We start from the raw sequence: 12,543 nt of genomic DNA on the forward strand, positions 1-12,543 counted from the left end.
AAGATACTACGAAATGATTGAAGGATTGAAAAACGAAATAGCGAGAATGATTTGATTTAGACGGAGAAAGAAAATGCAGAATCCTGATCTAAGAGATCAAAAAGAAATGCATAATATCGATGAGCTCGAGACAGTGCTTTATGCCGGAAATCTTTTACTGAGCAGTGGGGCGGAGATTTATAGAGCCGAGGAGACGATGTCTCGTATTGCGGAATCCATGAGGATCAAAGATTTGGATGCCTATGTGACAAACCGCGGAATCTTTGCGAGCGGAAATGTGCCCGGGAAGGGAATTGAAACCCGGATTATGAGCATCCCGGATAAAGAACTGAATATTGATAAAATAGAAGCGGTAAACGAACTGTCTCGGGAAGTTTGCAGCGGTACTGTGGATTTACTGTATCTTCGGTCTTCTTTACAGAAAATCGCGAACATGGGAGAACAAAAAGTCTCAGAGCGGATTCTATCCTATTTCCTCGGGGCGGGATGTTTTAGCTATGCCATAGGAACTTCCTTCCGGGATTCGCTTTGCGCCGCCATTATCGGAAGTTTGGTCGGTTTCTATATGATTTGGTCAAAATACAGAATTAAATCCAGAGTACTGATTACCATCATTGCCAGTGTATTAACGGCCCTTCTCAGCAATTTATTTGTAGCAGTCGGGCTGGGGGCACAGCTTTCCTTTATTATTATCGGAGCTATGATGGATTTGGTCCCGGGAGTAGCCTTTGTGAACTCCGTGCGGGAATTCAGCCAAAACAACTTTGCAACGGGGCAGACGCTGCTTACCAGCGCTTTACTTAGTTGTGTTTCCATGGCTTCCGGTGTTGCTTTAGTGGAGCTGATGGTATCCGGGACGATTATGACGCCGAGTGTGATTTATGATATTCCGGAAATCTCCTATACGGTTCTTCTTATTCGGAGCCTTGCAGCCGGCCTCGGTACCATTGCCTTTGCCCTGATGTTTCGCGTAAGAAGACGACATTTTATAGATTGCGGAGTGATGGGAACCATTACCTGGCTTATGTATATGCTTTGTATCAGAATCTGGAACAATGAAGCAATAGCCGTATTCGTAAGCGGCTTTTCCGCAGTTTTGGCTTCCAGAGTGCTTGCTGTACTCAGAAGATGTCCGGCTACGGTATTTTTGATGACCAGCTTGATTCCTCTTCTTCCCGGAATCAGCTTATACAGATCCATCTATTATCTCTTAATGGGGAGTGCACAGATTTCCATGCATTTTGGTAAACTCTGCTTCTTAACGGCTTTTACCATAGCAGTATCCATTGCCATTGTGCAGCAGATTCCGAGGAATTGGACAGTCCCAACAGGTATTTTTCGGAAAAGCAAGGAAGGAAAATTGCCTTCATAGAGGAAAAATATTGAAAAACATTGAAGGGCGGGAGAAAATATTTTAAAACATTGCATGACTGCAGCGTGTCTCCTCAGTGATAATAAATCGTATTACGCCACCACTTTGGCTAAAACTCCGTAACTGACAATCGACATTATTGCACCGGCTAGAAGAATTCCCAAAAGAATCGCTATGCCGGATTTTTTTCGATTCATTTTCAGGAGACTGGCAACCATAGCCCCGGTCCATGCGCCTGTTCCCGGGAGCGGGATTCCTACAAAAAGAGTAAGTCCCCAAAAATCATATTTCTCAATCTTCTCTTTGTTGTTTTCCACTTTTTTTCGAAACCAGTTGGCGAGAGGCTTTGTATAGGAAAACTTTTCTAAAAAAACGACGAGTTTGGAAAAGAAAAAAAGAACAAACGGAATTGGCAGGATATTCCCGACGATAGAAAGACAGAGTGCTTGTATATAAGGAAGCTTCAAAAGGGACGCGGCAATCAAGCCTCCGCGAAGTTCAATTACAGGCAGCATAGAGAGAATAAAAACGATACTTTCTCTTGAAAGATAGCCTCTTAATTCTTGTGTAAAAAATGTAATAAAACTTTCCATGTTTCTGATTCTCCCTTGCTTGAATGCCTATATAACTTATGTTAGAATCTAACGATGATGCGGTTTTCGTAAACGATTACTGGAGTTTATAGGATAGGGATGTGAGAGTCAAGATGCTTTCACAGATTGTTCATATAAAAACGGAGTAGCTAAGTTTTATTAAAGGAGCGCTATGATAGACTTTGAAAAAGAAATTCAAAGATTTAAGCCGAGTTTGGATGTCGATCAGTTGGAAGATGCCATTTTAAAGGTGGATTTGACTGATATGAATGATTTGATGACGCAGCTCATTGAAGACGCCATGAAGAAGGGAAATACCCAATGAAATATGACGTCACCTTAGAAAGAATTGCTAATTGTTATTATAATCTGGGATTGGAGAGAGCAAGGCTAAGGGATTTGAGCGGCGCGGCGGAATTGCTGAAGAAGGCACTCCATTATGATAAATATCAAAAAGAAGCCAGGAATTTGTTAGGGCTTATTTTCTTTGAAATGGGGGAGGTTGCTGATGCGCTTGTGCAATGGGTCATCAGTATGAACCTTTTGCCGGAGGACAATATTGCGGATTATTACTTAGATGAGATTCAGCGCAAACCGGCAATTCTCCGCATTTGTTCCGACAATGTAAAGCGTTATAATCAGGCTTTGGATTATGCACAGCATAACAATGCGGATCTTGCGGTTTTCCAGCTGAATCAGGTTATTGCGGACAGCCCCAATTATGTTAAAGCGCATATTCTTCTGGCTCTTCTTTATATGAAGAGAAATGACTGGGTAAAGGCGGGGAAAAGTCTTTATTTGGTATTAAAGATTGATCGGAATAATCCGAAGGCTCTGGTGCTTATGGATATTGTGAAGAAGAACACCGGAAGAGCGGAAATCGAACAAAACAGGCTGAAAAATGTATTTTCGCATAGAAAGATGATGGATGATGACGTCATGATGCCGCAGGAGATTAAACAACTTTCTCCATGGTCCGTTTCCTTGCTTTTGCTATTGGGTGCCGTGATTGCCTTGTTTGTATATTATCTTCTTATGTTGCCGGCCGGAATCCGCACTGCCAATGCCAAAAACAATCAGGTCCTGATTACGTATACGGAGAAACTTGATGCGGCGAATCAGAAACTGAGCAATTTAGAAGAGGAAAATAAAAAATCCAGCAGAGCTATGATGAAGCAAAGGCAAATCTGGATCGCTACGAGAATCAAAATGCCTCCTTTATGGCGCAGTATCAAAGCCTGGTCAACATCAATAATGCATTGTCCACGGGAGATATTTTGACGGCTGCAGAGGCTTATACGAAGTTGGATCAAAGTACGATTACGGATGAAAGCTTACAGAACATGCTTTCTTCCGTGAAATCGCAGATGGAGGGAAATGTTTATCTTCGTTTGCAGGAAATGGGAACCGCAGCATGGAATTCCGGAAGGACGGATGAAGCTTTGCAGTATTATACCTGGAGTGTGAAGATCAGACGAGAAGCGGAGAACCTCTTCCTCTTGGCCAGGTTACAACAGACTGTAGGCAATACCGCAGAGGCCAATCAAAACTTTGACGCAGTAGTCGGAGAGTTTCCGAGCTCCCCCTATGCTGAGCGTGCTCGAAACGCAAGAGGGTATTAATGTTAAAGAAAAGCAAGATCATTGCCATGACGAAACTGGCAATTTATGAAAAACATAAAGGCGAAGAAGCCTTGGAAATCACGAAGTATTACAGGGAAGACTATATTTCCAATCGGATTTTACAAGGCGTTATTCGTTATACGGCTATTTTCATTCTCTTGCTTTTCATGTATTTACTGATGCAGGGAGAGGAACTGCTCTATAAAATGAGCTTTGTCTTTCTTGTCGGTCTGGGAAGAAAGATTGTGATTCTCTATTTAATGGGATTAACCTTCTTTGTTGCGGTTTTTCTTCTTTTCTCCTATTTTACCTATGAAAAGGCTTTGGAAGAAAGACAGAAAGTGGAACAGGGGCTGGAGGAGATTCTTTCTTTGAGCCAGGGTTCTAAAGAACCGAAGAGACCGGAAGAAAAGGAAAAGGTCGGGGGAAATGCGGTACAGTATGCGCGAAAGGAAGTACAAGATATCGTCCTGCAGATGAAAAGAGAGGGCGAAAAATTGGACTTTACACCGCTTTACAGCAGAGATAGAGAAGGAAAAGAAAGCACAGGAAAGAAAACGTCTCAACCCGGAAATACCGTTACAAAAAAGAAGCCCGTGGAAAAGGCTTTGAATAAAAAAAGCGGAGATTGGCTGGATGCAGCGGATGATTGGTTGGATGAGTAGGGAGAGTACATGGAAACATTAAGGCAGTATCGGGAAAATTTACAAAAAATCTATGGGAAAAATGATTATTGGATGGTTCCGATTTTTCGTTCTCTTTTTTCTATGACATTTCTCTTCTTTCTCAGCCGGTATCTGCAGATGACGGGGAAACTCGGAAATCCTATGGTGATTCTCAGCTTGGGATTACTTTCCTTTTTTCTGCCATTTTCCTTTGTCCCCTGCCTTAGCGGAATATTCCTGCTGTATTATTTTTATACGCAGTCGATTCTTTTACTGGGAGTTGGTGCACTGTTTTTTGTCTTTATTTTTATTATACAGAGCAGTGTAAGAGGGAAATATGCGATTCTTATTGTAGCAATGCCGTTGTGCTTTTTCTTTAGAATTCCCTATTTTCTGCCCTTACTGATGGGGCTTACTATGGGCTTAAGTGCCGTTATTTCTCTGGATCTCGGCATTCTCGTTTATTATTTTCTGCGCTATATCCGGGAATATAAGGATAAATTCAGTACCGGTGGGGATTTAGTGGAACAGCTTGATGCTTTTTCCGGGAATTTAGCTCCTTTTATAAAAAACAAGGAACTCTTTTTGGTGCTTTTACTTTTTACATTGGCAGCTTTAGCCATTTTTGTGATTCGAAATTTCAGTTTCAACTATTCTTTTGAAACAGCGCTGGCAATCGGTCTGTGCCTGGAAGCGACGGCATTTATCCTTTATCCGGCAGTGGGGATGAAGATGAATTTAACGGGAGAGTTGCTTTCCTTCCTCCTATCCGCACTTTTATCGATAGTAGCTTTGTTTTTTTGGCATGATGCGGATTATCGGGGGACGGAATTTGTGCAGTTTGAAGATGATGCCTATTACTATCATGTTAAGGCGGTTCCGAAGAAAAAAGCTTAGTCATTCTTGGTATGTGTAGAAGGGAGTAAAAAGTGAATCTGATTACAAAAATGCGAGGATGGGTCAGTTTATTACCCTCCTTCAGTTTTACAGGGCTTCTGGAAATCGCGATTCTTTCGGCTCTAATTTATATTATCCTTCTCTGGATCAAAAATACCAAGGCTTGGCAACTTTTAAAAGGAATTTTAATCATTATTCTCTTTACCGCCTTTGCCGTTTTCTTCCATTTAACAACCATAGTATGGCTGATTGAGAGATTGTCCACGGCTGCGATTATTGCAATCGTGATTATTTTTCAACCGGAACTTCGTAAGGCGCTGGAGCAGCTCGGTTCGAAAAATTTGATTAGTCAGTTTCGGGCGGGAGAAAGAAAAGCTTATACCCATATCAATCAGGAACTGATAGCAGCTTGCAGTGTTATGTCGGAAAATAAAACCGGTGCATTGATTGTCTTGGAGCAGATGCAAAGTCTGGAGGAGATAGAAAAGACCGGAATCTATGTTGACGGAATTGTTACGGCGGCTTTACTGATTAATATTTTTGAAAAAAATACGCCCCTGCATGATGGAGCGGTAGTGATTTCCAATGGGAGAATTTCTTCCGCAACCTGCTATTTGCCTCTCTCCGATGCCGAGATATCCAAGGCATACGGTACAAGGCACAGAGCGGCGCTTGGGATATCCGAAAATTCCGATTCCATTACTCTGGTGGTTTCCGAGGAGACAGGAAGAATCTCTGTTGCGGTAGAGGGAAAATTACATCGTGTGAAAGATGCTGAGGGACTTTTAAAATATCTTCCGAAAGAAGAAGACGGCGAAGAAAAGAAGTCTTTCCTGACACAGCTTTTTGCAATAGGGAGAAAGAAGGAAGAGGAATGAAGTATTTCAAAAATAATTTAGCCTTAAAACTGTTTAGTATAGGTTTAGCCCTCTTGCTTTGGCTGATTGTCTTTAATGTTTCCAATCCGGAGCAAAAGGGGAGTCGAACCGTGGAACTGAATATTTTAAATCGGGATGCATTTTCCGCGGATAACAAGACTTGGGAGATTGACAGGAATACGGTTACGGTCAGTTATACCGTACGAAGCAATATGGCATCCTCCGTACAGGCTTCCGACTTTAATGCGTATATTGATTTAAAGGATTACTCCATAACCGGGGCTGTTCCGGTTTATGTGGAATTGAAAAATTCGGAAAACAGCAGTGTGATTCAGGATATTGTTGCGAAACCTTCCGTTGTTCGGGTTTCCGTAGAAGATTTACAAATTAAAAAATTTACTTTGACTACAAATAGAAGAGGAAAAGAAAAGGATGGATATGTTGTTTCGTCCATTCATACGGAACCGGAGACCATCTATGCTACCGGGCCGGAGTCTTCCATCGGAAGAATTTCCTCTATCGGGATTTTGATCAATGTAGACGGTTTAAGCGAAAATACCAGCGGAAAAGAAAAGGCGGTTTTCTATGATGCGAATGGGAAGACCATTGATTCTTTAGAAAATGTAACTTTGTCCCAGTCGGAAATAGACTACACAATCGTTGTTAATAAGAAAAAGAATTTAAAAATTACATCTTCGACGAGCGGCAATCCGCAGAGCGGATATTCTTTGTCCGGAATTGAAATTTCTCCTTCCACGGTCTCCGTGTCGGGAAATGAGAGCTTATTGGAGTCCGTTACCGCGATCAGTCTTCCTGCAATCGATGTCTCTTCTGCAAATACGGATGTAAAAAAGGAATTTTCCATAGTAGATTATCTTCCCAAGGGGATTTCTCTTGCTGAACCGAACAGTACGGTTACCGTTACGGCAAAGATTCAGAAAAATGAGGAGACAACGAAAGAAAGCACAGTGAAGGAAGAAAGCGAGAGCACGACGGAAGAATCCAAGACGGAAACTACGGCGGAGAGCAGTACAGAGGAAACGAAGGAAAGTAAAGAAACAAAGGAAAGCAAGGAAAGTAAGGAAGGGAAAGAAAGTAAGGAAAGCAAATCAAGTGAAGAGAAGCAGACAAAGGATGCGGAAAAGGAATGAAAACAGTAAAAGTATTGAGTGTCTACAGTGTCGTCTACTTTTTGGCCTTCGTCGTAAAGACACAAGGATTGTCCCTTCTTTCCTCCTTTTTGTTTCTCTTTCTTGCTGTATTTTTGTACTGTGTTGAAAAAAAAGAGGAAAAAAACAGTCTCCCACTTTGCGGTTTGTTTGCGCTGGGATTATTGGGGGGCGAGGGAATTGCCGTCTTGCAGCTGAGCAGGCTTTCTCTACCTTGGTCCAACACGATGTGGCTCAGCTTATATTTGGCGTATTTTTGTTTTTATTTGGCTTATCATCTCTTTCCGTACATTGTCTCGTTTCCGGAAAAACGGGAGAGAGAAAGAAGTGCCGGGCAGGATGCAAAGTTCCTGAAACGTTGCATCCTTTTTTTACTGGGAATTTCTTACCTGTCTTTTTCGATAGAAGCGATTTCCTTGGGTTACATTCCGCTTTTTACGGAAAATACACCGCATGCCTATTCTTACTTTCATTTAAAAGGCTTACATTACTTTACTACTCTTTTCGTTCTCGTTCCCATGCTTCTTCCCTGTCTTTATAAACTGGAAAAAAAGATTGGCTTATTTAGCTATATGAGCTTTTTTCTGTCCCTTCTTCTGCCGATTCTTCTGGTTTCACGCTACCAACTTATTTTTTCTATTTTACTGTTTCTATTTTCTCTTCTTTTGGAAGGCTATCGCCCGAAGTGGAGGAAGGTGGCTGTTCTCTTTCTCTTTTTAGGCGTTTGTTATGTTGTTTTGACCATTGAGCGTGCTCATTCCGTGTCGTATCTCCTGGATATTTTTGAAATGAAGAATCGGAATATTCCGATTGTTTTGGTTCAGCCGTATATGTACGTGGCCAATAACTTTGAGAATCTGAATTTACTTACGCTAAATCTGGCTGCGCATTCCAACGGCTTTAGAATGGCCTATCCGTTTCTTACCTTATCGGGCCTGAAGTTTTTTATAGAGTTTCCGCTTGCATACCCGCTTTACTTGACGAAGGAAGAACTGAGTACTTTAACGATATTGTATGATGCCTACTATGATTTTGGACTTCTTGGCGTGGTTCTGTTTTCTGCGGTATTGGGAGGAATGGGGGAAATTCTTTATGCCCTGCAATCCGTAAAGAAGAATCCCTTTCTTAGCGGGATTGTAGCGCAATTTTCTTTCTACCTTCTCTTTTCCTTTTTTACAACCTGGTTTTCCAATGCTTCGAGTATTTTTTATTTTGGAGTCAGTATTTTCTTTGCGATTCTATGGCAAAGGAAGGAAGAGAAGAGGACAAAGCAGGGAAAGGAGAAGAAATGAAAAAAATACTTTTGCTAAGCTACAGGATTTGTTTTCCGATTGCAATCACGGCCATTTTTCTGATTTTGCTTCCTCGTGTGCTTCTGTTTTTCCTTCCGTTTACTTTAGGAGCGGTTCTTGCTTTACTTTCGGAGCCTCTGATTCGACTTGGAAGAAAAGCGTTTCCTTTTTTGAAAAAGGATCAGCTTTCTGTTTTAGTGATTTTGCTTCTGTTTTTGCTTTTCGCTACTTTGCTCTATCTATTGATTTTACTCGGGCTTCCTTTTGTGACGAAGAAAATGGCCGGCTTTCCCGAGTATCTTCTTTCGATAAAGGAAATGAGTTTGGAAACGCTGGAAACTTTGCGAAACTTCCTTCCGGAAAGTTTTCGGGGCGTATTTTTGGATCTGCCGAATAAAATGGAGAGTTTCGGAAAGAATCTTTTAAAAAATTGGTCTTCTCCCGCACTACGGCTTTCCCTGCACTTTGTCAGCGGCCTGCCGGAACTTCTGCTGTATTTTGTCTTAACAATTCTTTCGGCACTGTCTTTTGTGAAGGATGGCGGGAAAATAGTAGAAGGACTCAAGACTTTGGTCCCACACAGTTTTAGGCATTATGGAGAGCTTCTGCGGGAAGATGGAAAAAAGATTTTAAAGGGATATATTCTTGCACAGTTCGAAATTATGTTTTGTGTATTTCTTCTTTTGGCTCTGGGATTCAGTTTTTTGAAAGTTCCCTATGGGATTTTCCTGGCTTTTTTAACTGCATTTTTGGATGCGCTGCCGGTTTTTGGTGTGGGCTTTATCATGTGGCCTTGGATGCTGATGCTTCTGCTGCAGGGACGTTTTGTGCTCTTTCTGGCTTTACTGGTTCTGTATATTCTAAGTCAGATGATCCGGCAGTTTTTACAACCTAAAATTATCGGAGAAGCAATCGGGCTTCCTCCTATTTTGGCTCTATTGTTTTTGTTTCTGGGATATAAATTTTACAGTTTGTCGGGAATGGTCCTGGCTCTGCCTGTCGGGATGTTGTTGCTTCGTTTTTATCATTATGGAGCATATGACGGTCTGTTTCAGTCCGCTAAAGAGCTGAGAGAAGTCTTGCTGGAATATCTGTAAGGAGAGAAAGGAAAGGCATGCTTGGAAATAGTCAAAAAATACCGGAAGAATTTTTAGACAGAATGCGAAAGCTTTTTCCGGAGGAAGAGGAGTGGGAACGTTTTCTTGCTTCCCTTTCGGAAAAACCCAAAAGAGGACTTCGCCTGAATTTACAAAAACTGAAAAAAGCGGAAAAAGCGGGATTTTCTTTTGAAAAATGGAAAGAGGCATGGAAGCTTGAACCTCTTTTTCCGGAAAAAGAGGAAATGGATTTTCCGCAAAGAGAAGAAATGGATTTTTCGGAGAACAGAGAATATCTTGTTTGCGAAGAGCAATCAGGATGCCGGGTGGAAATCGGAAGAGATCCCTATCATGAAGGCGGACTCTACTATATTCAGGATCCCTCCGCCATGGAGGTGGTTTCCGGAATGCATATTCGTCCGTTTGATCGTTGTCTCGATCTTTGCGCAGCTCCGGGGGGAAAGAGTCTTCATATGGCGGATCGTTTGGATGGACACAGGGGTGGTTTCCTGCTTTCCAATGAGTATGTGGGAGAGCGAGCAAGAATTCTTTCCCAAAATGCGGAGAGGATGGGCTATTCCAATCTTTGCGTGGTAAATGAAAGTCCTCAAAATTTAGCGGAAAAATATCCCGGATTTTTTTCCAGAATCCTGGTGGATGCCCCCTGTTCCGGGGAAGGAATGTTTCGAAAAAGTGAAGAGGCCGTTGCAGATTGGTCTCCCGAGTTGGTTGAAAAATGTGTTTTAAGGCAAAAAGAAATTCTGAAGGAAGCTTTTCTCATGCTTAGGGAAGGGGGAGAACTGGCCTATTCAACCTGTACTTTTGAAGAGGCCGAAAACGAAGGGATCCGCAAGTGGATTTTGGAGGAGAATCCTGATTATCAATTCCTGGGAGAGAAGCGTCTTTATTTTCATCATGCAAAGGGTGAAGGACAGTACTATGCCTATTTTAAAAAGGCGGGGCAGGATTTAGAAGAGAAGAAGCAGAGAACGGAATATTCCATTTTGAAAAAGAATAAGTCGATTTTTTTGTATCCCGCTTTTTTAAGTGTTTTTCAAGATTTAAAGCTGTTCCGTTTAGGAATCCGCATTTTCGAAGAGGGAAAGAACGGATGGGAATACAGTCACGGACTGAGCCATGCATTGAATCTGGAAGAAATACTACCGATTGTGGAAGAGCAAAGGCTGGAGAAAAAATACAAGCTTCTTTACGGGATTTACCTCACGAGAGAGGATAAACGGATAGAGGACTATCTTTACGGAAATGAAATTCCGATTGCCGAAGAAGAACTGCAAGTTCTATTGCCCGGAAAAATGGCGGAGAAATCGGGAATGGGGATTTTGTACTGTGACGGAATTCCTCTTGGCTTTGGATACTATCGAAACGGAAGGCTTCGAAATTATTACCCCAAGGGCTTACGATACAGAAAATAAAAATCATGTGGATACGTTAAGGATTTAACAGTCTATATCAATATATTTACATAGAAGGCTTAAAATCGTCTTAAAATCCCTTGAACTCGATATCCCTATCGTTTACAATACCAAAGAATATGACTTGATTCATATATAGAAATGGAGGAGACTTATGGATTCTAAGGCAAGAAGCCGTATAGAGGCATTGCTGGACGCACAAAGCTTTGTGGAAATCGGCGCTTTGGTAAAAAGTAGAAGTACCGACTTTTTACAGGGTACTGAGAAAGCGGCATCAGATGGTGTTATCTGCGGCTATGGAAGCATTTCCGGAAAGCCGGTATACATTTATGCGCAAAACAGAGATGTGCTGTCCGGTTCAGTTGGGGAAATGCATGGCAGAAAGATTGCCCATCTTTATGACATGGCAATGAAAATGGGAGCTCCGGTGGTGGAACTTTTGGATTCCAGTGGAATTCGTTTGGAAGAGGCTACAGATGCACTATATGCCCTCTCCAAGCTTTACAAGAAAAAAGCGCAGGCAAAGGGCCTGATTCCATTATATTCTGTACTTTACGGACAGGCAGGCGGCGGAATGGCGCTCCTTGCTTCTCTTTCCGACTTCTGCTTTATGGAGAATCAGGAAGGAAGACTCTTTATCAATGCTCCTGATGCGGTAAAAGGAAATAAAGATGCATCTTTTTCTGAAGGAAAAGCACAGGAAGAGGCCGGAAACGTTGATTTTTCCGGAACGGAAGAAGAAATTGTGAAAGAGTTGCAAAAAGCATTTACCTTCCTCCCGGCGAACAATGAGGATGCAGCCTACAATGAGGATGCGGACGACAATTTAAACCGTGCGGTGGATGGATTCTTCGATTTAAAGGGTAGAGAAGCTTTGACGATTCTTTCCGATGAAGGAGAAATTTTTGAAGTAAAGAGAGCTTACGGAGAAGAGGCGGTTACCGCATTTATCCGTTTAAACGGTCAGACAGTGGGCGGAATTGCCACAAACGGGGGAGCTTTGCATTGGAAGGATATTGCAAAGATGAACCGCTTCATCCGTTTCTGTAATACGTATTCTCTACCGATTCTTACACTCTGTGATACCACGGGCTTTGAGAATTGCCTTTGCAATGAAAAGCATTTGGGAACAGAGATGGCTGAGCTTTTGTCCGCTTACGGTAATGCTTCCGTGCCAATGGTCACTGTGGTAAAGAAGGCTGTAGGTTCTACAGGAGCTTGCCTTGGAAGCAAGGGTGTCGGTGCGGATCTTGTTTTTGCGTACCCCGAATCGGAGATTTCCGTTATGGAACCGGGGCTTGCCGCCAATATCTTGTATCCGGATGAGTCCTTGGAAGAAAGAGAAGCCAAGGCAAAGCGCTATTTGGAAGAAAAAGCTTCTGCAGAGAGTGCTGCGGCTCGCGGTTATATTGACGCTCTTATTTTCCCGGAAGAAACAAGACAAAGAGTTATCTCTGCTTTGGACATGCTCTACGGGAAAGCTGACTTTGATTTTCATAAAAAGTTCGGAAGCATTTAAATGGAG

13 protein-coding genes are annotated in these 12,543 nt (G+C 42.2%); 12 read left to right on the forward strand and 1 reads right to left on the reverse strand.

Features of this window, described 5'->3' with window-relative positions; genetic code table 11:
* Positions 1 to 73: 73 nt before the first annotated feature.
* A complete protein-coding gene (locus tag HMPREF9124_RS06050; protein ID WP_009428785.1) occupies positions 74 to 1,372 on the forward strand; it encodes a threonine/serine ThrE exporter family protein in 1,299 nt (432 codons plus the stop codon).
* Between the two features lie 92 nt (positions 1,373 to 1,464).
* Here HMPREF9124_RS06050 and HMPREF9124_RS06055 read toward each other — a convergent pair whose 3' ends face one another.
* A complete protein-coding gene (locus HMPREF9124_RS06055) occupies positions 1,465 to 1,965 on the reverse strand; it encodes a COG2426 family protein (protein WP_009429557.1) in 501 nt (166 codons plus the stop codon).
* A 172-nt stretch (positions 1,966 to 2,137) separates the two neighbouring features.
* Here HMPREF9124_RS06055 and HMPREF9124_RS11980 point away from each other — a divergent pair, with 172 nt between their 5' ends.
* From HMPREF9124_RS11980 to HMPREF9124_RS06100, 11 genes are all read left to right on the forward strand, one after another.
* The gene (locus tag HMPREF9124_RS11980; RefSeq protein WP_009427745.1) at positions 2,138 to 2,290 is read left to right on the forward strand and encodes a hypothetical protein; all 153 of its coding nucleotides are present in this window, start codon (positions 2,138 to 2,140) and stop codon (positions 2,288 to 2,290) included.
* Positions 2,287 to 3,246: a tetratricopeptide repeat protein gene (locus HMPREF9124_RS06060; protein WP_009429483.1), complete on the forward strand. Its 960-nt coding sequence runs from the start codon at positions 2,287 to 2,289 to the stop codon at positions 3,244 to 3,246. Before HMPREF9124_RS11980 ends, HMPREF9124_RS06060 begins: the two co-directional genes overlap by 4 nt.
* The gene (locus HMPREF9124_RS12295; RefSeq protein WP_009429608.1) at positions 3,243 to 3,587 is read left to right on the forward strand and encodes a tetratricopeptide repeat protein; all 345 of its coding nucleotides are present in this window, start codon (positions 3,243 to 3,245) and stop codon (positions 3,585 to 3,587) included. Before HMPREF9124_RS06060 ends, HMPREF9124_RS12295 begins: the two co-directional genes overlap by 4 nt.
* Positions 3,587 to 4,252 carry a hypothetical protein gene (locus HMPREF9124_RS06065; RefSeq protein WP_009429113.1) on the forward strand — a complete coding sequence of 222 codons (666 nt, stop codon included), beginning with the start codon at positions 3,587 to 3,589 and terminating at the stop codon, positions 4,250 to 4,252. Before HMPREF9124_RS12295 ends, HMPREF9124_RS06065 begins: the two co-directional genes overlap by 1 nt.
* Before the next feature lie 9 nt (positions 4,253 to 4,261).
* Positions 4,262 to 5,149: a hypothetical protein gene (locus HMPREF9124_RS06070; RefSeq protein ID WP_009428834.1), complete on the forward strand. Its 888-nt coding sequence runs from the start codon at positions 4,262 to 4,264 to the stop codon at positions 5,147 to 5,149.
* A gap of 32 nt (positions 5,150 to 5,181) precedes the next feature.
* On the forward strand, positions 5,182 to 6,027 hold the full coding sequence (gene cdaA / locus HMPREF9124_RS06075; protein ID WP_009428492.1) for a diadenylate cyclase CdaA: 846 nt from the start codon (positions 5,182 to 5,184) through the stop codon (positions 6,025 to 6,027).
* Positions 6,024 to 7,178 carry a CdaR family protein gene (locus tag HMPREF9124_RS06080; protein ID WP_009427813.1) on the forward strand — a complete coding sequence of 385 codons (1,155 nt, stop codon included), beginning with the start codon at positions 6,024 to 6,026 and terminating at the stop codon, positions 7,176 to 7,178. The genes cdaA and HMPREF9124_RS06080 overlap by 4 nt, the downstream gene beginning before the upstream one ends.
* On the forward strand, positions 7,175 to 8,488 hold the full coding sequence (locus HMPREF9124_RS06085) for an O-antigen polymerase (protein WP_009429214.1): 1,314 nt from the start codon (positions 7,175 to 7,177) through the stop codon (positions 8,486 to 8,488). The genes HMPREF9124_RS06080 and HMPREF9124_RS06085 overlap by 4 nt, the downstream gene beginning before the upstream one ends.
* Complete coding sequence (locus HMPREF9124_RS06090) at positions 8,485 to 9,585, forward strand: AI-2E family transporter (RefSeq protein ID WP_009428274.1); 1,101 nt, start codon at positions 8,485 to 8,487, stop codon at positions 9,583 to 9,585. Before HMPREF9124_RS06085 ends, HMPREF9124_RS06090 begins: the two co-directional genes overlap by 4 nt.
* Before the next feature lie 17 nt (positions 9,586 to 9,602).
* Positions 9,603 to 11,018 (forward strand): methyltransferase RsmF C-terminal domain-like protein, encoded by a 1,416-nt coding sequence (locus HMPREF9124_RS06095; protein WP_009427765.1) that lies wholly within the window; start codon positions 9,603 to 9,605, stop codon positions 11,016 to 11,018.
* A 154-nt stretch (positions 11,019 to 11,172) separates the two neighbouring features.
* Positions 11,173 to 12,537 carry a carboxyl transferase domain-containing protein gene (locus HMPREF9124_RS06100; RefSeq protein ID WP_009429335.1) on the forward strand — a complete coding sequence of 455 codons (1,365 nt, stop codon included), beginning with the start codon at positions 11,173 to 11,175 and terminating at the stop codon, positions 12,535 to 12,537.
* Positions 12,538 to 12,543: the final 6 nt, after the last annotated feature.

Origin of the sequence: Oribacterium sp. oral taxon 108 str. F0425, from assembly GCF_000214455.1 — a bacterium.
Taxonomy (GTDB): Bacteria; Bacillota; Clostridia; order Lachnospirales; family Lachnospiraceae; genus Oribacterium; species Oribacterium asaccharolyticum.